This window comes from Tunturiibacter gelidiferens, assembly GCF_051013345.1.
GTDB lineage: Bacteria > Acidobacteriota > Terriglobia > Terriglobales > Acidobacteriaceae > Edaphobacter > Edaphobacter gelidiferens_A.
Map to the genome: position 1 here is coordinate 4,826,005 of NZ_CP132939.1, position 20,860 is coordinate 4,846,864.

General features: G+C 55.6%; 19 protein-coding genes, 1 tRNA gene and 1 pseudogene. 14 read left to right on the forward strand and 7 right to left on the reverse strand.

Annotation, left to right across the window (positions count from 1 at the left end):
- The first annotated feature begins 225 nt into the window (after positions 1–225).
- Positions 226–1,098 carry a universal stress protein gene (locus RBB80_RS24245; RefSeq protein ID WP_433964881.1) on the forward strand — a complete coding sequence of 291 codons (873 nt, stop codon included), beginning with the start codon at positions 226–228 and terminating at the stop codon, positions 1,096–1,098.
- A 96-nt stretch (positions 1,099–1,194) separates the two neighbouring features.
- On the opposite strand, the gene RBB80_RS24250 is transcribed toward RBB80_RS24245, so the two are convergent.
- Positions 1,195–2,079, reverse strand: coding sequence for a universal stress protein (locus RBB80_RS24250; RefSeq protein ID WP_433964882.1), 885 nt, complete (start codon positions 2,077–2,079; stop codon positions 1,195–1,197).
- Between the two features lie 440 nt (positions 2,080–2,519).
- On the opposite strand from RBB80_RS24250, the gene RBB80_RS24255 reads away from it, so the two are divergent.
- The 3 genes from RBB80_RS24255 to RBB80_RS24265 all read left to right on the forward strand — a co-directional run bounded on the left by RBB80_RS24255 (position 2,520) and on the right by RBB80_RS24265 (position 4,439).
- Positions 2,520–3,383, forward strand: coding sequence for a universal stress protein (locus tag RBB80_RS24255; RefSeq protein WP_433964883.1), 864 nt, complete (start codon positions 2,520–2,522; stop codon positions 3,381–3,383).
- A 244-nt stretch (positions 3,384–3,627) separates the two neighbouring features.
- Positions 3,628–3,942, forward strand: coding sequence for a hypothetical protein (locus RBB80_RS24260; RefSeq protein ID WP_433964884.1), 315 nt, complete (start codon positions 3,628–3,630; stop codon positions 3,940–3,942).
- A gap of 92 nt (positions 3,943–4,034) precedes the next feature.
- Positions 4,035–4,439, forward strand: a complete 405-nt coding sequence (locus RBB80_RS24265; RefSeq protein ID WP_433964885.1) for a hypothetical protein — start codon at positions 4,035–4,037, stop codon at positions 4,437–4,439.
- A 643-nt stretch (positions 4,440–5,082) separates the two neighbouring features.
- On the opposite strand, the gene RBB80_RS24270 is transcribed toward RBB80_RS24265, so the two are convergent.
- Positions 5,083–5,697: a hypothetical protein gene (locus tag RBB80_RS24270; protein ID WP_433964886.1), complete on the reverse strand. Its 615-nt coding sequence runs from the start codon at positions 5,695–5,697 to the stop codon at positions 5,083–5,085.
- Between the two features lie 309 nt (positions 5,698–6,006).
- On the opposite strand from RBB80_RS24270, the pseudogene RBB80_RS24275 reads away from it, so the two are divergent.
- The 5 genes and pseudogenes from RBB80_RS24275 to RBB80_RS24295 form a co-directional block, all read left to right on the forward strand.
- Positions 6,007–6,816: pseudogene (locus RBB80_RS24275) on the forward strand (universal stress protein); the annotation flags it as partial.
- A 69-nt stretch (positions 6,817–6,885) separates the two neighbouring features.
- Entirely contained in the window at positions 6,886–7,533 is a 648-nt protein-coding gene (locus RBB80_RS24280) for a Crp/Fnr family transcriptional regulator (RefSeq protein ID WP_433964887.1), read from the forward strand.
- A gap of 491 nt (positions 7,534–8,024) precedes the next feature.
- Positions 8,025–8,948 (forward strand): universal stress protein, encoded by a 924-nt coding sequence (locus tag RBB80_RS24285; RefSeq protein ID WP_433964888.1) that lies wholly within the window; start codon positions 8,025–8,027, stop codon positions 8,946–8,948.
- 286 nt (positions 8,949–9,234) lie between these two features.
- Positions 9,235–9,486, forward strand: a complete 252-nt coding sequence (locus RBB80_RS24290; RefSeq protein ID WP_433969849.1) for a universal stress protein — start codon at positions 9,235–9,237, stop codon at positions 9,484–9,486.
- Positions 9,380–10,117: a universal stress protein gene (locus RBB80_RS24295; RefSeq protein ID WP_433964889.1), complete on the forward strand. Its 738-nt coding sequence runs from the start codon at positions 9,380–9,382 to the stop codon at positions 10,115–10,117. Before RBB80_RS24290 ends, RBB80_RS24295 begins: the two co-directional genes overlap by 107 nt.
- Before the next feature lie 586 nt (positions 10,118–10,703).
- Here the strand turns inward: RBB80_RS24295 and RBB80_RS24300 are convergent.
- The 3 genes from RBB80_RS24300 to RBB80_RS24310 form a co-directional block, all read right to left on the reverse strand.
- Positions 10,704–11,813 carry a hypothetical protein gene (locus RBB80_RS24300; protein WP_433964890.1) on the reverse strand — a complete coding sequence of 370 codons (1,110 nt, stop codon included), beginning with the start codon at positions 11,811–11,813 and terminating at the stop codon, positions 10,704–10,706.
- Between the two features lie 331 nt (positions 11,814–12,144).
- Positions 12,145–12,603, reverse strand: a complete 459-nt coding sequence (locus RBB80_RS24305) for a type IV secretion system DNA-binding domain-containing protein (RefSeq protein WP_433964891.1) — start codon at positions 12,601–12,603, stop codon at positions 12,145–12,147.
- A gap of 363 nt (positions 12,604–12,966) precedes the next feature.
- Positions 12,967–13,040, reverse strand: a tRNA-Gln gene (locus RBB80_RS24310).
- 358 nt (positions 13,041–13,398) lie between these two features.
- Between RBB80_RS24310 and RBB80_RS24315 the strand changes: the two genes are divergently transcribed.
- The 4 genes from RBB80_RS24315 to RBB80_RS24330 all read left to right on the forward strand — a co-directional run bounded on the left by RBB80_RS24315 (position 13,399) and on the right by RBB80_RS24330 (position 17,030).
- A complete protein-coding gene (locus RBB80_RS24315) occupies positions 13,399–13,902 on the forward strand; it encodes a DUF1572 family protein (protein ID WP_433964892.1) in 504 nt (167 codons plus the stop codon).
- Positions 13,903–14,208: 306 nt separating this feature from the next.
- A complete protein-coding gene (locus RBB80_RS24320) occupies positions 14,209–14,508 on the forward strand; it encodes an alpha/beta fold hydrolase (RefSeq protein WP_433964893.1) in 300 nt (99 codons plus the stop codon).
- A 108-nt stretch (positions 14,509–14,616) separates the two neighbouring features.
- Positions 14,617–15,117 carry an alpha/beta hydrolase gene (locus RBB80_RS24325; protein ID WP_433964894.1) on the forward strand — a complete coding sequence of 167 codons (501 nt, stop codon included), beginning with the start codon at positions 14,617–14,619 and terminating at the stop codon, positions 15,115–15,117.
- Between the two features lie 158 nt (positions 15,118–15,275).
- Positions 15,276–17,030, forward strand: coding sequence for an MOSC domain-containing protein (locus tag RBB80_RS24330; RefSeq protein WP_433964895.1), 1,755 nt, complete (start codon positions 15,276–15,278; stop codon positions 17,028–17,030).
- A 25-nt stretch (positions 17,031–17,055) separates the two neighbouring features.
- Here the strand turns inward: RBB80_RS24330 and RBB80_RS24335 are convergent, their stop codons facing one another.
- Together RBB80_RS24335 and RBB80_RS24340 are read right to left on the reverse strand one after the other, a co-directional pair.
- Positions 17,056–18,381 carry a VWA domain-containing protein gene (locus RBB80_RS24335; protein ID WP_433964896.1) on the reverse strand — a complete coding sequence of 442 codons (1,326 nt, stop codon included), beginning with the start codon at positions 18,379–18,381 and terminating at the stop codon, positions 17,056–17,058.
- Complete coding sequence (locus RBB80_RS24340) at positions 18,308–18,808, reverse strand: YybH family protein (protein ID WP_433964897.1); 501 nt, start codon at positions 18,806–18,808, stop codon at positions 18,308–18,310. The genes RBB80_RS24335 and RBB80_RS24340 overlap by 74 nt, the downstream gene beginning before the upstream one ends.
- A 67-nt stretch (positions 18,809–18,875) precedes the next feature.
- Between RBB80_RS24340 and RBB80_RS24345 the strand changes: the two genes are divergently transcribed.
- The gene (locus RBB80_RS24345; RefSeq protein WP_433964898.1) at positions 18,876–20,720 is read left to right on the forward strand and encodes a SpoIVB peptidase S55; all 1,845 of its coding nucleotides are present in this window, start codon (positions 18,876–18,878) and stop codon (positions 20,718–20,720) included.
- The last annotated feature ends 140 nt before the right edge of the window (positions 20,721–20,860 follow it).

Here is a 20,860-nt window from a genome sequence, read left to right on the forward strand (position 1 = left end):
GATACGACTCGTGTGATTAAGAGTTGAACCTATTGGCTTTTGCTGCTGACGACAATATCGGCTAGTATGCCCTGCGCCGACGTTCATTTCCAATAGCCTAGATCGCTATGAAGCGTGCGCGAACAGTCGGTGCTGTGATCAGCATCACAGCGTCCCCCGAGCCCATTCGCTTCTAATAGTTTTCATGAGAATACCAATTACGGAAGATATTCGAAGGAGGTCCAGGTGCCGGCGATCGATCAAATAGCGGAGGTTGGATTCGACAGGATCTTACTCGCAACGGACTTTTCTCCCACTGCCGATATACCCGCTGCTTACGCAGTAGCCTTGGCTCGTCGATTCTCATCCACTCTGGAACTGACGAACGTGATTGATCTTTCACCCGCCGTTCCCTCTGTCGACGTCCTCATAGGGCCTGCGCTCGATGCCCTTAGACAGACGGGCGAGGAAAACCTGCAGCGGATGGCCGATGGGATCTCCGGAGTCAAGGTCACGAAGAAGGTCATTCAAGGATTCTTGCCTGCGTCACTCGTTCTCGAGGCAGCTGTAGAGTCGAAGTCGGAATTGGTTGTCCTAGGAACTTCTTCTAAACAAGGCTTGAAGAAGCTGATTCTGGGATCGACCGCAGAAGAGATCATCCGAAACGCTGTCTGCCCCGTCCTGACTGTGGGGCCCCATGTCGCGAGGCCTGCCGACGTACCTCTCGCATTCCAGAGCATTATTTATGCCACTGACCTTTCGCCCCAAGCGGCAAAGGCGGCAAACTATGCACTCTTCTTTGCGGAAGACAGTGGTGCCCATCTCTATCTGTGTCAGGTCATCGACGATAAGGACCCGTCGACTCCAAGTATCCTCAAAGCGTCCTCGGACTCTCTCAACAAGCTCATTCCCGAGTCCGCCTACGATTGGTGCCGACCCGAATGTGTTACGGAACAAGGAAGCGCTGCGGAGACGATTCTGAAGCTTGCAACGCGAGTCGACGCCGATCTTATTGTACTGGGCGTCCGAAGATCCTCGTTCTGGCTGACATATGTTGACACGGGCCTCACTCCCGCCATTCTCTCCAAAGCTAGATGCCCTGTTCTGACTGTTTGCTGACAGCAAGACTTGGACGCCATGTCATAAACAGCAATCAGCGCACACCAGCTTGACCGCAACTCCAATGCACACCTGCAGCGCTACCACAAGAGTTGACTAGTCGAGTCTATAGGTCATCACCGGGACCTGGGCGCTCCGGATGACATTGGCTGCGACATTGTCGGAGGTAGTCGAGGAAAGAAATCCTCGAGTCTCCAGCGGCATCATGATTAAGGAGCTATGTAATTCCTGGCTCCGGGAGAGGATGGCTGCAGCGGGGTTACCAAAGAGCAGCGATCCCGCCACCGATACACCCTCCTGTCGAAGAAATGTGGCAATGTGCTCGCAGGTATATTGCATATCCTGAAAAGCATGTGGCATGGAAAGTGCCTGATTCATGTCAACCACATGCAAAATCTCCAGTTTTGCCTTGAAAAGTTTTGACACACTGACGGCAAAGATCAGATGACGCGGATCACACGGTAGCTCAATGGGAACAAGGATGGACAAAGGTTCTTTATTCTGAAATAACGACCTGGTCATTTCCGGCCCGTCGGTCAAGATGGGGCACGGTACTGAACGCAGTAACAGCTCCGCTGTCCGGCCAAGAGTTTTGCGATCCTTTGGACCGTCCCCATAGGCGCCAAGCAGGAGCAGATCGGCACCTTCTTCCTGCGCAATTTCAGCAAGCATCTTTGCCGCGTCGCCGAATCGAATGATTTTTCTGCATTGGTGACCAGCTAATGCCACACGCCTCAATCGGTTTTCCATTTCAGCAACAGTCCGATCGTCCCGCTCATCGGAGCTTCGGAACTTGAAATCGTTTGCTTCGCGGGGCTCGATATGAGCAATCACGATTTCTGCATTAAATCGATCCGCGAGAGCCATCGCGTCGACCAGCGCATGATCGGCTGTCTCGGAAAAATCATGGCCTACTACGATTTTTCTCAATCCAGCTAAATATCTATTCTCAGCAAATATTTGCGGCAGCACTTGAGTCATGTTTATTCTCCCAGCGGAAAAGAATCTTGCGGGAACGGTATCCAACGACGCTGGAGTGCCGAACCAACATGAAGATCATAAGTTCAATCTGGGGGATTGCTGTGATCAGCGTCACCTGAGCATCGACACTGCCCTACCCCTTTCAATTAAGCCGGTGGCGTCCTAGCAGTCGGCCAACTATAGCTAATTTAGCAACTTACAGTGCATAGGCAAAGTCGGAGCGCGGTAGTCCTCTCCTATTGTGGGCAAAGCGGATAGGCAGATTCCTCAACGTCGGCACTCCTAATGTTGGAGGTTCCCCAGGCCTGTGACCATCGTCACGGAACTTTCGGAATAAGTCACGTAGCGTGATCCACAGCACGATGCAATTCTCACCTAGGAAGAACTAACATGTCTACCACATCCACCTCACCAAACACATTGCATTGTTGGAGGAAGAGATGATCACACTGGTTCCAAAACAACTTGCATTTGAACGGATCCTTGTCCCGACCGACTTCTCCGATGTCTCTCAGCGCGCGCTGGATTATGCTAAGAGCGTCGCACAAAAATGCGGCTCCCAGATTCTGCTTGCCCATGTGGATCAGCCCATCAATCCTATTACTCCTCCCGAACGCGAATGGATCGACCGAAACGCGAGCAGTCAACAGGTCGAACAGGAGCTTGAACAGCAAGGGGCGGAGCTGCGCTCCGAAGGATTCAAGGCGCGGACGATTTCTGTCCCCGGAGCAGTGCAGGATGCGGTTCTCTCGACAGCTAGCCGTGAAGGAGCCGACTTGATCGTGCTTGGGACTCACTCGAGCGCCGGCGTCGAGCGTTTACTCTCCGGCTCCGATGCAGAAGAAATCTTCCGAAACGCAACCTGTCCGGTTCTGGTCATTGGGCCAGTGGCACTACCTCCGAGCGGGTTCACCTGGCCTCCGAAGCATGTAGTTTGTGCCAGCGACCTCGATCCAAACACTGCTTCGGTGGCAGCCTATTCCTATATGTTGGCTCGTGAATACAAAGCAACGTTCACTCTGTTGCATGTTGAGGATCCTACGAACAGAAGAAGTGATCTGCAGGAGTTCGAAAAAGCTTATGCCCGAGCACTTCCCGATCAGCCAAGTCCAAATATCGTCCTGAGGACCGCTAGTCCGGGGGACTTCAACTTCGCAATCATTGATTTCTTAACAGTTAGGAATGTGGATTTGCTCATGATGGGCGCTCATACCGCCTCCTCCGCGGCGACACACTTCCTACGTGGAATCGTGCCACAGGTTGTGGCGGATGCACCGTGTCCGGTCATGGTTTTGCATAAGTAGATGCGGGGCGGCGCATTGGACTCGCAGTCGAATGCGCCACCTGTCCGCGCCCGGGACATGCGATTGACCCTCCAATTCTGCAAGGTTTGTGCGAGTAGGCCGCGCTCACACGCACCATTAACAGCGAGGGGTTTGTACGCACCCGGTCAGAGATGAAATGGAATGCGCTTCTCCAAATCTGATCGGACGCCCCACCCTGACTTGCAACCGTTAGACAGTCTTCTGTGACGGAATAACGTCATCGGTGACGAACATCACATACGACTTCACCCGTACAAAAGAATATGAGTGTGTGTTCGGCATCCTCAAGCTCGCATACAAGCTGCTGGTGAACGACAAAGCAAAGTTCGTCACCTTGCTGGTTGGCATTAGTTTTTCGGTCATCCTGATGATCATGATGTTGTCGATGTTTGCGGGTGTGCTGAACCGAGCGTCGTCCACAGTCATCAATATTGGCGCGAAGATCTGGGTAATGGATCCGGCAGTCAATACGGTAGCCAACACAATCGGCCTTCCTGACTATACTTTGGACGCGCCGTGCGCAGCATGCGCGGAGTGAAATATGCAGTTCCGCTTTTCTTCGGAGGCGCACTGGTAAAGCTTGAAAACGGGACCTATCAGCCAGTGAGGTGCCACATGCGCAGGAGAAAGATGATGAAGCTCGGCAGATTCGATCGCGTAGTTAGCCAAACGGTCTTGGTCTCTTTCATTGTTCCGTGTTTATTTACGGCAGGCTGTAGCATCGGCCCAAAGTATCGGCGTCGCACAATCCAAACGGCCCCGGCATACAAAGAACTGGACACCTCCTCCTGGAGAACCGCCGAACCGAAAGACAACATCGCCGTGGGAAGTGGCCTCGATCCATTTCTTAAGGTCCTCACCGCACAGGTAGACCTTCTGGTGTATCAACAGACGCACGTTGCTTTCCAGACCCAACAGATGGTCGCCAGCGTCCAACTCATCAAAGCGATCGGCGGAGGTTGGGACGCATCCCAACTCCCGTCGTCTAAGCAGACGGCTCGTGGCAGTTCCAAGGTGCAACCCAATGGAAAATGATGGTCGATATTAGAGGCCTGAGAAGTTCTTGGCGGCGTGCTCCAAAAGCACACCGTTGCAGTTGAACATTCTCATTTGGGAGGCTAGTACGAACTGTACCTCAGGATGGATCGGGCGCTTTCCCCATCACAGCTTCGCATCAATTTAGTTCGGCTTTATTTTTGATTGCGGTCTTTTGCGTTGAGACAAACTGGAAGGAATGCATTTGTGAGACATTTCAGGTTCAGCCAGACCGCATTCCGTCACGGCAGAAGCCACTGTGACAAAACAGCGGATACAGATGGAATCAAATGTGCCGTCAGGATTTGCTCGGTGTAGATAGGGAGATAACTGAGCTGCCATTCGATATCCTCTGCCGGCAAGACCTCTTATAACTCACGACCTTTTGAAGTTGTTGCGCGCCTACAACTGGCAACTTTTCACCACGCTGACTCCCATGGCCACAATACGATCGCCGCGAACACAAAAATCTTTACGCTGAATTGTACGATGGCAACGAGTAACGCCAGCGCGTTACGAAACAACAAGGACATTTTGCTGGATCGATTAGCGCCCATCGATCCAGCGGTGAGTGACGCAGAAGAAAGGCCTGGCGCGACTTGGCTGTTCGGGAACGGAAGCGTACTAATGTGTGTTCCCATATCTATACCCCCTCTGCAACCACGGGCTGTAAGTGCGCAGTCTTCAGCAGGTCACGTTCAGCAAAAAGCATCCGCGCGGACAGAGCAAAAAGATTGAAGCCAAATATCCCGAGGTAACCGTAGATCAGCCATGCAAGTTCTCGCGGACTAAGGTCTCCGCCGAACGACACAAGAGCGATCGAAGAAACCGCCGCAACCATCGCCGATGCATAGCACCACTTTGACCCATGGTGTACCGAGGTTCCTCTTGCTACGATAAACTCCGTAACCGCTAAACCGGCCGCCTGAATCGCAGCAAGATACAGAAACCAACGAAGATCGACGTGGTCGTAGACAACGGCGAACAGTAGAATTCCGATCGCAGCTCCGCAAACCCCCTGCACTCTCAGAACAAATCTGCCAGGTTTTTTTGCGGGAATCATGAAACTGGTTGTGAAGGTGATTGCGCTATCGATCACTCCATAGACAGCCAGACAAAGGATGGAAATTACAATCGCGAACGGCAGGAGGAGGATCGTGGACGCCATCTCCGGAATGAACAAGACTCCAGTGCTTATTACGATCGCAATGAAGCCCCGCATCATTGTGGCTGCCCAATACTCGGAATAGGCTTTCATGAATTTCTCCTGAGTTCATCGAACTCGTCCGCACTTTCCGTTACTTCCCTGATTGAAGCGATGTCTGTGAGTCTCTGATTGCACCTTCATGATCCCTTAGCCGCCTTTTTAATGATGTGACGCCCATCACAGACGTAGGTGGACCGGATCACTTTCAATGGAATGGGGGCAAGCTATTGTTTGCTGAGATCGAGCTCAGCAAGCGGGCTCGCATGAAATCACCGAGGTGTTCCATGCCACTCATCGAAGAACGAGTCTCTGTTTCTGTAAAAAGATTATGCTGGCAGCGGACTTCTCCCCTGCTCGGACAAGGCTGCTTTCTATGCGAGAGCGTTGGCTCGGCGCTTCTCGTCCACCGTCGAGATCGCACATGTGTTTGATCCATCCGTCGTCACGACATACCCGGAGGCAATCATCGGTTTGCCGGTCAAAGAAAAACGGCAAACCAGTCACGAGAATCTGGAGCATCTTCGAGATGACTTTGCTGCTTCCGGGATCGATACGAAAACGGTGGCCCCTGAAGGACATCGGCCCTATGCAGCCCTGCTCAAAGTGGCCAAGGAGCACGAAGTCGACCTGATCGTGGCGGGAACGCAGTCCAAGTCCCCATTTGAGCGACTTGTCCTCGGCTCGACAGCAGAACAACTTATTCGCAATGCCGAATGCCCTGTCCTTACCGTGGGACCCAAGGCTAAACCTGTTGGCGATGTTCCGCTAGCTTTTCAGACAATTGTCTACGCGACCGACTTCTCCGCTGAAGCCACAAAAGCGGCGATCTACGCACTTTCCTTCGCGCAGGACAGTGGTGCACATATCTATTTCTGTTATGTGCGGACCCTTCAAAACGGCTTGTCCACTACGGCAGACTGGCTGGACAGTGCATTTCAAAAAGAGATGAAGAAAATGGTCCCTGAGTGTTGCTACGACTGGTGCAGCCCCGAATTTGTGGTTGAACATGGTGAGGCCGCCAGGGCCATCCTCGACCTCGCTGTAAGGGTCAATGCAGATCTCATCGTACTGGGCGCGCATAGTGCATCTTTCTGGTTGACGAACATTAATCCAGGATTGACTCCGAATCTGTTGGCGCAGGCTACTTGCCCCGTCATGACGGTGTGCTAAACCATGTCTTCTCTTTCGACAACTCGACCAGGACGAGAGTGCGGCACCTGTGAGCTTCGCACCTTGCGAATGTTCTGCAATCTGGACACTATGGCCCTCGCCGGCTTCGAATCGATTGGCGTGCAAGCTACTCTTCCGAGGGGTGCGAAGGTGTTTCAGGAGGATGAACCGAGCAACGGAGTATTTGTCATCTGTACCGGTCAAGTCAAACTTTCCTGCACATCAAAGGAAGGAAGGACCTTAATCCTCAAGATTGCGATGCCCGGAGACGTCCTCGGACTGGGAGCGGTTATCTCCGGGTCGCGCTACGAGGTGACAGCAGAAACGATCGAGCCGACAGAGATCAAAAGTATTCGCCGGGACGACTTCCTTTCGTTTATCCAAAAGCACGGGGAAGCAAGTCTGCATGCTGCCAAAGCGCTTTCGGGGGAGTATAAGGCGGCGTTCTTCGACGCCCGTCGCCTTGCGCTCTCCGGTTCGGCGGCAGGCCGGCTCGCGAGTGTCTTACTCGACTGGGGAAAGGCAGCGTCGTGCGGCAAGCCCGAGATGCGATTCACCATGGCGCTCACGCATGAGGAATTAGCCAACCTGGTAGGCAGCTCCCGAGAGACTGTTACGCGCATGTTAGGCCGTTTCAAGAGAGAGAAGCTCATCCAGATGCGAGGCACCTCCCTCTTGATCCTCTCTCCGCATCGACTTGAAGAACTCTCCGCCTAATATCCTACTTCTCCCTTCCACCCCTCCGGTTGCGGCTCACGCCGACCAGGTGATCACCGTCACAGCTTTGTTTCTGGGCAACATCATAAAGTTGCTGCAGAGGTGAAAGCATGATCAATCGATGTGTCAATCCTGATTGCGATATTGAGCTCAAAATCTTTAATTCGGGAAATCTCTATGCACTCGAGAGACGATCTGCGGACACTGAATTTTTCTGGCTCTGCCCGGCCTGTACCTCCGTGGTCGCGTTGCGGCTAGATCCCCAGGGGTCTGTGGCGGTGAAACCACGATCCGAAAAGGAATACCGTCAGCCTCCTCACCCAGACAATCGCTTGCGGCTCATTCCTCGATTTGCAGAACGTAGACCGTGGGTTGACGGAAGCCGTGCCCGAGGTTTCACGCTCCCCAGAGAACTTCAGAGAAAGCCGCCTTCCCCGTCGTCCGAAGCGGCATGATCCACCAGAGATACATTTCAGAAAGAGGCTGAACCCATGCCAACATCAATGACCGGCTCCGCATTGTCGTTCAGTAAAGTCCTACTGGCCACCGACTTTTCTCCCGCATCGCAAGCAGCATTTCAGGTCGCCCTCCGTGTTTGTACCGAACTCAGAGCGAGCCTCTCGATTCTGCACGTCCTTGAGGACCCCTACGTTCCCTCTTCCGGGCCTGGAGGACAGTTTTTCGAATTAGACAGTATCTCCCAAGCGGATAGGCGTTCTCTTGATAGCCTTCGCGAGGCCGCTCAACTTGCCGGTGTACCCTGTGAAGCCAACATGGTGAATGGCACTGCGTCTCTGGCGATCCTGGAAGCAATCTCCACACAGAATGCCGATCTTGTCGTTCTGGGGACGAGTGCCCTTCATGGCTTTGAACGACTCGTTTTTGGATCAACCGCCGAAGCGATTCTCCGCGAGGCGCCCTGTCCAGTACTGACGGTGGGCCCTCAGGTCTCACAGTCAGCGATGACTAGTCACAGTGAGGGACCGATTGTCTTCGCTACTGACTTCCACCGCACGACGACCCATGCCATTCGCTACGCTAAACCGTTCTGCGTCGCGTCGAAATCGCCATTGCACTGCCTTCATGTCCTTCCACGAGCTCTCGAATCCAATTCCCCCAATCAGATTGTTCCGATGATCATGACCGAGGCCTTGCACCACGTCGCCACGGAGAGCGGCACCACCATCAGATCTCCCATCTGTGCCGTTACGTACGGTAGTGAAATCTCAAACGCCGTCGTAGAGTATGCCAAGCAGCACAAGGCGAAGCTGATCGTTCTCGGTGTGCGTCGAGCCTCCATGCTCGCTTCGCACGTTCAAGCTCACATTACCTACCGCATTATCACCGAAGCGCCCTGCCCGGTCCTGACCATCTGCTTTGCGTCGGAACAGGAATCGACCCAGACAGCCGCTTGATTGCGAGGAATGATGAACACACTATCTGACAGAACCACCAATGGGAGCGCACTCGTTTACTGGTTGGCGGCGGGATCGCCTGGCTCGCAGCGGTGGCTTTCCTCGTTCGTGACAGAGATCTTCTCTGTCAAAACATAACGATCCGTTGCCTACCAGAGGGTTGCGGCGAACACGTATTCCTGTAGCAGGCTACCTCGTTCATCAAGAGTGACGATCGTCACATTGCATCATCGGCATTTGCACTAGTGTAGGGGGCGCAGTTCTGCGAAAGGAATTGAGCATGAATATGTTTGAGGGGCGTCTTGAGCTCGGTTCTAACTCGGTATTGCTCGCGACAGACTTGTTGCCATCCTCTGAGACGGCAACGGCATACGCTGTCCGCTTTGCGCGAAGATATAACGCCAAGATCAATGCCGTGCAGGTTTTCGACTATGCCTGGGCAGGAAGCCCCAAAACCGGCGGATTGCCAATCGGACTCGCCGCTATACATTCTGCCGCAGAGGGAGGCACTCGAAGATCTGCGGGGCGACTTGTGTAAGGAGAATGTGCGCTGTGAAGTCAGTCTGATTGATGGCAACCCGGCAAGCGAAATCCTCGCCACCATTGCGACAAGGAATATCGATCTCGCCATTCTCGGGACGCACGCCAGAGAGGGATGGGAGCGCCTGGCGTGGGGCTCCGTTGCCGAACAGGTTTTGCGAAAAGCCTGCTGCCCGGTTCTAACCATCGGCCCAAGAGTGCCGGCGCCGTTGAAGCGCGAACTGCCGTTTCGAAATGTAGTGTATGCAACGGATTTTAGCGATCAGTCGGTGAAGGCGATGCCGTATGCGATTGCGCTGACAGACGATTGCAGCGCGTGCCTGCACCTGCTCCATATCCTGCCTTCTTCAATGAAAGAGCACTCCAGTCGCGGGCCGACCATCGAGAGGTTCAAGGAGTTCACGAAAGACCTGAGTTCCGCCCAGGCAAGAACTTTTGATAACTCACAATATGAAGTGAGATATGGTAACGACGTTGCCAAGACGATCCTGATGCAGGCCGACGCCGACGGTGCCGATTTGATTGTCCTTGGAGTGAATAGGGCCTCTCATCTGGCGTCCCATTTGCCCGACATTACCTCTCACATCATCGCCGAGGCGAAATGCCCGGTCCTGACCATCAGTTCATGAACCAGGAAGCCATAGCGAATTGACTTCGTAGCGAAGCCTAGATATCTGGCGCCAAGAAATCTATTGATCAATACCCTTGTCGTTGGTCGCGTAGTCATAATGCAATATGACAATGGGAACGCGGATTGACGGTGAATTTTGAGTCTCTCCACAGGCTGCCCCCGTATCTCGTCGATATCGTCGGGGGGGCAGAGAAGTATTTATGAGACGAGCCAGCCTGCATGTAGTTCCTCCGTCACGGGGGTTCCATCTTCTCTCCGTTCAGAGGCGGACTGCAATGGAATGGGAATCAAGGTCCAATTTCAAATTTCACGGTCGAGTGACCTGATCATGGTGGTCGGAGATGGGCTTTCCGGCGTCCATGTCATGAAGAGCTAGAAAGGCCTTGAATAGAATTCGCGGATCATGGTTTCCTTTGTAGACAGATGGCAGCTTCCGGCTCAGTCCGAGCAATGGCAGGAACTATTAGAAGCGGTAGTTTATAACGCTGGCAAGTTTCTCTCTTGAATCATGGACTCACAATGAAGCGGAAGGAATGTTGGGCCGCCCGTCGCGTAGCTTCTGGAATTCCCGTTTCGGCCCAAGCCTAAAATGGTTTGCCACGGAATAGATAGACCAACTCGATTACCAAAATAATGACGACCGTGAGTTCCAAAAAGAATGCCCGGCTCTGATTAAACTGGTCCACCATGAAGCGATACAACTCCTCGGCAGTACTCACCTTGCGGGTCACAAGCTCTTTGTAGTCTGGAACACCCACCTTCAGCGCGGCAAGTTTATACAGTCGCGCCGAAAACATGTCACTCAAAAATTTGATGGCATTGTCGGCGTGCTCCGTCAGTTCCATCACATCCAATAACACGGTATGCAACCGGGTCGCCGAGCGTGCCAGTCTCCATCGCATGAAGAAACCAGTTCCTCCGTCCAGCAGTGTATAAACACGTTCCAGCTCTTCGGTCAGCAGGTCGTCGTAATGGCGGAACTCGAGCAGTTGGGAGTTCGCATATTCGAGCAACTGAATGGCTGTCTCTGCGCCGGAGGTGCTGTCGTAGACAAACGCAGCGTTCCACCCAATGACTGCGAGGTCGTTCGCGTAATAGGAGATTCGCGATTGGAGGACTTCGTGGCACTCGCTTTCGGCCAATTTTCCGGTGTCTCCGCGAACCACCTGCGCGATGCGTGCGCCATGCTGTTGAATCAAATCTGCGGCGGAGGGCAAGGGATCGATTTCCCGGATATGAAAGATCAAGTAGTCCTCGCTCAACCACTGTTTGTATGGCTTGATCAGGGCAGGAGCGGCACGTTCCAATCTTCCGCGGACGATCTCTGTAGCCTGTGCCGCGAAGTCAATATCCCATACCCACCGGCTCGCCAAGCTGGTCAATTTTTCCCAGTCTCCCACAAACGGGAGCTCAAAGATAACGCTGAGTACGCCGTAGTCGAAATACTTGATCTCGCCCTGGAGTCGTTCGCCGCTTTCGAGCATCAGTGTGCCCAGCGGTTCGACGATTGGCGGCCTCTCATAGCGGACGTACCCCAGTGCAGGTTGTTTCAGGCTTGGCGGCTCGATCGTTCGTGCCCGGATGAGCTCGCGCAGCTGATCCAAACGGATTGTCTCGCATACATCGAACTGCAACAACACCAAGACTGCCCCGCGAAGCGTTCCTTCGGCGGATTGGATGGAGGGATCCGGCACAGTGAGTCCATCTTACGACTAGCCACACGCCCGCCTTCCGTCCCGTGAGTTTGAAACAGGTAGCTCCACTCCCTGACCTCGACATGAGGAACGCCGGCCATGTGTCCTGGTGGATCGACGATCACAGATCGTTCAAGATGCAGCGTATGGCGTCATTGACGGTATATGCTCGCGGCAGAGATTCCAGAACCGAGACGTGATACGAGTAGAGTCAACATGAAAAACTTTCCCATCTCAAAGAGGCTACAACTGCATGCGCTCTGGCTGAGCAGTTCAGAATCGGAAGGAATGCGTTTGGATCTCTCGGGCGAGGACATGCGTGGTGCATTGCTTAGTCCCCCAAGGAGAATCCCGCTTGAACGGACTCGCCGTCATCTTCGGCAACGACGGACTGCGGTGGTTTCTTCGCGAGCGTCTTCGGACCGAACGTAAGATCGTCATCTTCCAGATGCCGGGGTACGAAGGCGGGCTGCGTCGCGGGCAGATCGTTGTACGCAAAGTTGAAACGGGCAACGTAGTTGCCCAGCTTCAGGAAGGCGTGTTTGTCGGCCAAGCCCGAGATCTCTACCTGCCGATCCAAGGTGAAGTTCTTTCCAGCGTGGGAACCATCGAAATTCGTCTCCTTCAGCCGCTCGATCTCGACTTTGCCGAGGGCGTTCGACCCCCACTCGGCAGCCTTGGGTCGCGTGGTCTTGAGGAATATCTTGGTGGCCGGCTGCGACAGCATGACCTCGGCCATGTGACCGTGGATGACTTCCAGCTGGGCCTTTCCCTGGAAGCCGAGTACCAAGGGATTTTTCGATTTGCAATTCTCTGTGATGGCGGTGTGGGGCTGAGGAAGACTTGCAGGCTCGCCAGTTCATCCAGCACGAACCAAACCGGGTGCTGGTTTTCCTTCGGCCCATTTAGGAAACGCAACACAAGCAGATCGATCCAGAGGCTATGCATAAAGAGCCCTCCAGTGCGGCATATTTCATGCCCCACACTTTTACTCACCGTACCCTACATTGTTCCCGACAGAAAAGTGGGGCTGTACGCGCACCAGCTCGCACCTCCTCACACACTATTTCCTTATAAAGGATTGAAAACTAATAACCTCCCCGTGTTTTGGGAGGTTCGGGGAAGTGCGAGAAACTCCAACCAGTGCAGATGCTGGTTGCCCCCCAGGGATTCGAACCCCGATTGATCGGTTCAGAGCCGACTGTTCTACCATTGAACTAGGGGGCAAAATGCTGAGCGGGATGCGCTCTCGCGTCGCGAACAGGGTATTCGCTGACTGCCTTGTATGAGTTTACGAGGTGAGGAAGATAAGGTCAACGGCTGACGGGACAGGAGACAGATCTATCGCCCATATTGAAACGGAAGCGCAGCCTTCTGAACAGACGGCCCTCCGTCCGAACTCGCAGGCTTGCTTTCCGACTTCCCTGAGTGCCGGAACTACTCGAAGGCGACACATAACCAGCCTTCCGGTACCTTTCTGTGATGAATAAGGTGGTGCGGAACCTCTTCTAAGACACCGAACATAGTGACGAGCTGAAAGCAGGAACGGGATTTAGGCATTGTGGTGAGGGTTAGAATTGCTGGAATGACAACGACTCTTGATGCTGTTGCTGCCGATTTTCTCGATGTCTCCTGCCGGAGGCTCGACATGATGAGGGAGTGCCTTGAAGCTTGTCTGCGAAGGCTGACTTACGATCAGGTGTGGCAGCGGCACGGGGTGCATGAAAATGCTGTTGGAAATCTTGTGCTGCACCTTTGCGGGAATGCGCGGCAGTGGGTGATGCATGGGGTGGGTGGGTCGGCCGATGTGAGGGTTCGGGATGCGGAGTTCAGCGCAGAGGGCGGGATGAGTGGGGCGGATTTGGTTGCGTTGTTTGAATCGACACTCGCCGAAGCGAAGGCTGTGATTGCGGCGGTGCCGGCGGAGCGGCTGGTGCACAGGATTACTCCTCAGGGCCGCGATGTGAGCGTGTTGGAGGCGATCTACCAGGTGGTCGGGCATGTGCAGCAGCATGTGGGGCAAATCATTTTGCTGACCAAACAGATGACCGCTGAGGATCTCGATCTTACGATTCCTCGTCCTCGATAGCGGTGCGGGTACCCCTCCCTTCCTAGCTACTTTGCGCAAAGTCATTTATTTTGATCAGCTCGTCGATCCGGTGGTGACTTCTCGTGTTTTATGTAACTAATGAAACCTATTTTATTAAGTTACATCCTATTTGTAGCTACGGGACGGATGTTTCAGCGGCTACAGGGATTTGGATGGCTTTGGGAGGCACAATGGATCGTCGAAGCTTTATCGCGGCAGGTGGAAGTCTTCTTGCTCTGGCCAGAACTGGTCACGCCGACCCTTCACCAGGTTCGTCCGGAGAGGGCCCCCATGGCGGGAAGGGTTATGTCTAAAGGTGCAGAGGTGCCGCTGACTACTCTTCGTCGCGTTGAGGCCGATGGGGTGATTGTGTTTTATCGTGAGGCCGGTCCGGCGGATGGGCCGGTGGTTTTGCTGTTGCACGGCTTCCCTACTTCTTCGTTTCAATATCGCGAGTTGATTCCGCGGTTGGCTGATAGGTACAGGGTGACTGCGCCGGATCTTACCGGGTTTGGATTTACCGAGGTGCCAGATACGCGGCAGTACAAGTACAGCTTCGATGCGCTGGCGAAAACGATGCTGCCTTTACCGATGCGCTGCATTTGAAGCGGTATGCGTTGTATGTGTTCGACTACGGTGCACCGACGGGATTCCGAATGGCGATGGCGAGGCCGGAGCGGGTGACAGCGATTGTCTCGCAAAATGGGAATGCTTATGAAGATGGGCTGGGGCGATGCCTGGGGGCCTATTCGCAAGTATTGGAGTGATCCTTCGGCGGCGAATCGCGAGGAGGTGCGGAGGGCTGCGGTGAGCTTCGAGGGGATCAAGTTTCAATATTTGCACGGGGTAAAGCATCCGGAGGCTGTGGGTCCGGAGAGTTACTGGCTGGATTACGCACTGGTGAACCGGCCGGGGAACACGGATATTCAGCTGGACCTGTTTCTGGACTATGCGAATAACGTGAAGCTTTATCCGAAGTTTCAAGAGTACTTCAGGACGTCGAAGCCGCCGTTGCTGGCGATCTGGGGGAAGAACGATCCGTTCTTCATTCCTCCAGGGGCTGAGGCTTATAAGCGGGATAATCCAAATGCTACGGTGCAGTTTCTCGACACGGGGCACTCTGCGCTGGAGACGCATGTGGAGGAGGTTGCGTTGGCAGTGAGGGAACTGCTGGGAAGAGTGTCGGGTAGTGGTTTTGCAGGTGTCTCTGCGTGACTGCCGGTCAGGGCGAAGTGGCCGCCGACGAGATAGCGGTCCCCACCTCCCTTGCGCGACAGATCACCATTCCTCAGCGCCGTGAGAAAGGGTTCATAGAAACCCCATAGCTCATCGGAAACAAAATCGCTGTATCTTCAGCGTGAGGGAGCCGGACGATGAATGCTCTTATCTCCGTGAATGTCGGTCTGCCACGCGACGTGGAGTGGCAAGGCAAGGTGGTCTGCACTGCCGTCTGGAAGCGATCAGCGGCAGGCAGGGTGATGGCGCGTCATCTTAATCTCGATGGCGATGGGCAGGGCGATCTTGCTGGACACGGCGGAGAGCACCGCGCCGTCATGGTGTATCAACTTGACTCTTATCGCTACTGGGAGACGTACCTTCAGCGGCACGACTTTGAGTACGGACAGTTCGGCGAGAACCTGACGGTAGAGGGGCTGCCCGATGAGGAGGTCTGTATTGGCGATCGGTATCGGATCGGTGGAGCGCTGTTCGAAGTGACGCAGCCTCGGGTTACCTGCTATCGCGTCGGCATCAGGATGAATAACCCGCAGATGCCTGCGCTATTGGTCTCGCATGAGCGACCGGGCTTCTATTTCCGTGTGATTGAGGAAGGAGAGATCGGCGCGGGAGATGAGATCGTGAAGGTCGCCGACGGAGCGGAACGCGTCACCGTCGCTGAGATCGATGCGCTGCTTTATCTGCCTGGCCATCCGCGCGATCAACTGGAACGTGCTCTTCGCGTCCCGGCCCTCAGTGCAGGTTGGAAGGCGTCGTTGAAAGCTCTGCTAGGGACGGACAAGAAGGGCGGCAATGCCGGCCTCGCTCCTTCGTCCGCGCCACCGCCGGCGTGGAGCGGGTTTCGGTCATTGCGAGTGGCGGCAGTGCGAAGAGAGAGCGTTGACGTGCTCTCCTTTGTTCTCGAGTCGGAGGATCAGAGCCCATTGCCGGCGCCTTCTGCAGGTCAGTTTCTGGTGTTCAAGCTCGAATTGGATAAGAATTCAGCTCCCATCGTGCGCAGTTATTCGATGTCTGGTCCGCAAGATACGGGGACCTATCGCGTCAGCGTGAAGCGTGCTGGTGGTGCAGGCAGCCGCTACTTTCATGAACGTGTTCAGGTTGGCGACCTACTTCAGGTCAGCGCACCGAGAGGCAGCTTTACACTTGCTCCGAACGACAGGCCCGTCGTGCTGCTGAGCGCGGGTATCGGGGCGACGCCGGTGCTGTCCATGCTTCACTCGCTTGCGGCCACAGAAGCAAATTCCAACCGGGAGATCTGGTGGTGTTACGGAGGCCGCAACGGCAGAGAACATCCATTTGCCCTGGAAGCGCTGGAGCTTTTGAAGGCTCTTCCGCAGAGTCACTCGTTGGTTGCCTATAGCAAGCCGGAGGATGGAGATCGGCTTGGGAAGGACTACGACGTTCGCGGGCGTCTGACTCTCTCATCCTTGGAAGAGCGCAACGTACCGAAGACAGCGGACTTCTATCTGTGCGGGCCTGTCAGTTTTCTTGCCGATCTGACTACGGCGTTGAAGGGGTGGGGTATCGCTGATTCCTGCATTCATTCAGAGACGTTTGGTACGGAATCTTCGATAACACCGGGAATCGCAAGTACTACATTATTGCCGCCGCATCAACCCGCCGGAGCAGTTGGCGGCGGGCCGAAAATCTTCTTCACACGCAGCGGTCTTACAGTTCGTTGGAACGAGCGGTATGGGAGTCTTCTTGAATTCGCTGAAGCTTGCGATGTTCCTGTCAGATGGGCTTGTCGGACGGGTGTCTGCCATGTGTGCGAGTCCGGGTTGATCGGCGGCAAAGTCAACTATGCGCCGGAGCCGCTTGATCGGCCCTCCGAAGGAGACATTTTGATCTGTTGCTCGACACCGTTGTCAGAGCTTGAATTGGATCTCTGATCGTGTTTGAAAATAGCCGCCTGGGTTATTCGACGGGGAGTTTGGCGCTGTAGCCGTCGCGGGCGATGACGGAGTATTTTTGCGGCTTGCCCTTTTCGTCCTGCATGCGCAAGGGGTGGCCTTCGTTGTCGACGAGGAGGACTTTGACCTTGCGGTAGGTGCCGTCGCTCTTGTTGTTGGTGGGACGGTAGGTGAGGATGTACTCGTTGCGGATGGATTGGTTGATCTGGGCGAAGATGTCGGGGAGCTCGCCCTGGAAGATGGGGGCGAAGCTGAGGCCGCCGGTCATGGAGGCGAAGGTCCTCATCTGATTCTGGGCCTGGAGGTAGTCGAGTTCGCGTGGTCCTCCGCCGGAGCGGAGCTCGTTGAGCATGGCTCCGGTGCCGATGGTGAAGATGGTGACGTTGGGCGTGTTCTTTACTTTGGCGAGGATCTTGTCGAGGGTGAGTTTGGAGAAGGTGTCGCGGCCGGAGCCGATGAGGATGATGTATTTGCGGCCTTCGATGCGGCTGGTGCGGTCGAGGGTCTCGTAGAGGGCGTCGAACATGTCCGTGTCGGAGAAGCCGGGGATGATGAGGGACTGAAGAGACTGGGCGATGAGGTCCTTGTTGTTGGTGAAGTCGGTAAGGATGTGGGTGCGGAGGTCGTAGGTGATGACGGCGACGTAGTCGTCGGGGCGGAGGGAGCGGAAGAAGCTGTAGGAGGCGTTCCTCATGTCGTTGATCAGGTAGTAGCTGTTGGCGGCGAACTCGAGCAGCATGACGGCAGTGATGGGGGTCTGGATGGTGCGGACGCTGGTGATGGTCTGGGGGACGCCGTCTTCGAGGATGAGGAAGTTGTTGGCCTTGAGGCCGGGGACGAACTGGTGGGTCTTGTCGAGGATGACGCTGGCGTCGATGTTGACGATGGGGACGTCGACGCGGAGGGAAAAGGTCTCGTTGTCGGGATTCTTGACCTTGGGCGCGACGGGCGCGACGGGAGGTGGTGGCTCGTCGGCTTCCTTCTTTTTCTTCAAGATGATGGCGCCGTTGTCTGTGTCGGGACCGGCGTCGTCGGGGGTGGGCTTGGTCTGCTGGGGTGAGTTTTGCGCGGGTGCTTCCTGCGCGTGGGCAGGGGAAGGGTGAGAAGTATGGAGCAGGAGAGAAGGAGAAGGATGCGAGCCCTGAGATGCGGAAGGATAGTCATCATCTGAAACTTTACTCCGAATGTTGGACGGCTTTTCATTGGGATGGTGAGTTAGGGGTTCGGCCCGGGTGGCTGGTCGATGAGCTTGTGGTTCATGATGCTGGCTGGACTGTCTCCCGGATGGAGGCCCAGCCTGTGGGGCTTGCAGGATGAACGATGTAGACAACCATGGAACGTCCTTTGACGACGGCGGGTGCGCCGCCTGCCTTGGGGGTGCTCTTAATGGTGAAGAGGCTCATCTCTGCGGCGGTTCCATCGTGGAAAAGTGTGGTTTCGGGCGTGTTTTCGATAAACTCCAGCTTGACGGCCTGGAAGGTGCCGAGGAGATTTGCTCGGAGGGCATCGATTCCGACGATGTAGTTTTGGTAGGAGAGAGCCTTGATGACCTCGGGGTGGTGGTATGCGAGGATTTCGTCGACATCGCCCTTTGCGAATGCGGATCGAATCGCGGCGCCGGTCTTGCGGAGAGACTCTTTTTGGTCGGGAGAGCCCTGGAGTTGACTGGCGGGCGGCTTCGATTGACCGTTTCCGATGGAAAGAAACATGGAAGGGGCGGTACAACAGGCGGCGGTGAGCAGCTGTCTCCGGTTCATAGTGCCTCAATATTCGCATAGAGCACGGCGGCCATTGATGAGAGTGTTCTAGTAGTCTGTAGACGTGATGCATGCGGTAAAGACTCGGTTGTGGATAGCTGGCCTGGCAGTAGGCGGGATGTTGGGAAGTTCTGTGCTGGCGGGTGGGGCCTGGGCCGAGGGGCAGGCGGTGAGTGGGGCGGGGGGATGGACTGCGGTGGCGGCGCCTTCGACTGCTCCGGTGGTGACGAAGTTTTTTCCTCTGGCTGAGGTGAAGCGGGGGATGCGCGGGGTGGCTTATACGGTGTTCGAAGGGGTGAACCCGGAGCCGATGCAGGTGGAGATTCTTGGACTCTTGAAGGATGCGCTGGGGCCTGGGCAGGACATGATTCTGGCAAGGCTGCATGGGGAAAAGCCGGAGTATACGGGCGTGGTTGCGGGGATGAGCGGGAGCCCGGTGTACATCGATGGGCGGCTGGTGGGGGCGCTGAGTTACAGGATTGGGCAGTTCAGCAAGGAGCCGATTGCGGGGATCACGCCGATCGAGTCGATGCTGCAGGTGCGGGATGAAGATGGCGCCGCGGGGATGAAGCTGGCCGGAGTGAAGCTGCCTGGGGTGAGCAGGGAGTTTGAGGGGCAGCCGGAGATGCGGGCGATGGAGACTCCGCTGGTGATGGGCGGGTTCAGCCAGGAGACGGTGGAGCGATTTGGGGATCGTTTCCGGGCGATGGGCTTGACGCCGGTGGTAGGGCTGGGTGGGGCGGACTCTGCTGCGGTGCAGCCGGAACCGCTGGTGCCGGGGAGTGCGGTGAGCGCGGTGCTGGTGCGGGGGGATCTCTCCATGGCGGGGACCTGTACGGTGACGTATGTGGACCCGACGAGGCTTCTGGCGTGCGGGCATCCGATTACGCAGTACGGGCCGGTGGATATGCCGATGACCAAGGCAACGGTGCTGGCTTCGCTGGCGTCGCCGCTGAATGCGTTCAAGATTATCAATACGACGGAGACGGTGGGGGCGTTTACAGAGGATCGCGCGTCGGCGATCATGGGGCGGTTTGGGGTGGAGGCGCGGATGATTCCGGTGGTGGTGGAGGTGGTGCCTCCTCCGATGGACAAAGGGGTGCTGGCGAAGACGAAGACACTGCACTTCGAGGTGCTGGATAACCGGCAATTGACGCCGTCGGCGATGCTGGTGTCGGTGTACCAGAGTCTGCAGACGAACAACACAGCGGCCGAGGAGTTGAGTTACAGGTTGTCGGGCGAGATTGATGTGAAGGGGATGCCGCCGGTGCGGATGCAGGGGTTGATGGCGCAGAACGAACTCAATCCGGCGACGATCAATGCGGCTCTTCTGGTGAACGACCGGTTCAGCAAGGTGTATGGGAATGCGCTGGATCAGCCGGTGGTGACGGGCGTGAAGCTGAAGGTGGAGGCGATCCCGGCGCGGATGTCGGCGGTGATGGAGTCGGCTCGTTTGAGCAGGACAGAGGCGCGTGCGGGAGATGAGATTGAGGTGGAGGCGGTTGTGCATCCGTACCAGGCTGAGGCTCGGATGGTGCGGGTGATGGTGCGAATTCCGGATAATGTGAGCGCGGGACCGATGCGTGTTGTGGTGAGCGATGGCGGGACCGTAGACAGGCTCACGACGAAGACCGGAGCAGAGCGGTCGGTGGGGCTGGCCGATACTGTGGCAACTCTGAACCGGATGCATGAGAACGACCGGGTGTATGTGACGCTGCTGAATCATGCGACGCAGGCGGTGCTGGAGGGTGAGGCTCTGCCGGGGGTGCCGCTGTCGATGGCGAATGTTTTCGAGCCGTTAAAAGATGCGCAGAAGATGCAACTAACGGGGGAGAGTGTGCTGGCTGCGGGGTCGGTGGAGGCGGGGTATGCTGTGAATGGCTACCAGGTATTGAACCTGTTGGTGAGGTAGCACGGTGAGGATGAGGGCAGGCCAATAAGCGGTGAGGCAGGTCTTGTTACACGGTGGTTGCGACAAGTGCGATTAGCGTGTCGATGATTTTTTTGCTCGGGGTGGTGTTGTAGCATCAGAGGGTAGGCGCGGCGGATATG

What these genes read in the sequence shown, in the direction of transcription:
- RBB80_RS24250 (WP_433964882.1), bottom strand. Translation starts at nt 2,079, where the DNA reads ATGACTCAAGTGCTGCCGCAAATATTTGCTGAGAATAGATATTTAGCT.
- RBB80_RS24255 (WP_433964883.1), top strand. Translation starts at nt 2,520, where the DNA reads ATGATCACACTGGTTCCAAAACAACTTGCATTTGAACGGATCCTTGTC.
- RBB80_RS24265 (WP_433964885.1), top strand. Translation starts at nt 4,035, where the DNA reads ATGATGAAGCTCGGCAGATTCGATCGCGTAGTTAGCCAAACGGTCTTG.
- RBB80_RS24270 (WP_433964886.1), bottom strand. Translation starts at nt 5,697, where the DNA reads ATGAAAGCCTATTCCGAGTATTGGGCAGCCACAATGATGCGGGGCTTC.
- RBB80_RS24280 (WP_433964887.1), top strand. Translation starts at nt 6,886, where the DNA reads ATGTTCTGCAATCTGGACACTATGGCCCTCGCCGGCTTCGAATCGATT.
- RBB80_RS24285 (WP_433964888.1), top strand. Translation starts at nt 8,025, where the DNA reads ATGCCAACATCAATGACCGGCTCCGCATTGTCGTTCAGTAAAGTCCTA.
- RBB80_RS24290 (WP_433969849.1), top strand. Translation starts at nt 9,235, where the DNA reads ATGTTTGAGGGGCGTCTTGAGCTCGGTTCTAACTCGGTATTGCTCGCG.
- RBB80_RS24295 (WP_433964889.1), top strand. Translation starts at nt 9,380, where the DNA reads ATGCCTGGGCAGGAAGCCCCAAAACCGGCGGATTGCCAATCGGACTCG.
- RBB80_RS24315 (WP_433964892.1), top strand. Translation starts at nt 13,399, where the DNA reads ATGACAACGACTCTTGATGCTGTTGCTGCCGATTTTCTCGATGTCTCC.
- RBB80_RS24320 (WP_433964893.1), top strand. Translation starts at nt 14,209, where the DNA reads ATGTCTAAAGGTGCAGAGGTGCCGCTGACTACTCTTCGTCGCGTTGAG.
- RBB80_RS24325 (WP_433964894.1), top strand. Translation starts at nt 14,617, where the DNA reads ATGAAGATGGGCTGGGGCGATGCCTGGGGGCCTATTCGCAAGTATTGG.
- RBB80_RS24330 (WP_433964895.1), top strand. Translation starts at nt 15,276, where the DNA reads ATGAATGCTCTTATCTCCGTGAATGTCGGTCTGCCACGCGACGTGGAG.
- RBB80_RS24340 (WP_433964897.1), bottom strand. Translation starts at nt 18,808, where the DNA reads ATGAACCGGAGACAGCTGCTCACCGCCGCCTGTTGTACCGCCCCTTCC.
- RBB80_RS24345 (WP_433964898.1), top strand. Translation starts at nt 18,876, where the DNA reads ATGCATGCGGTAAAGACTCGGTTGTGGATAGCTGGCCTGGCAGTAGGC.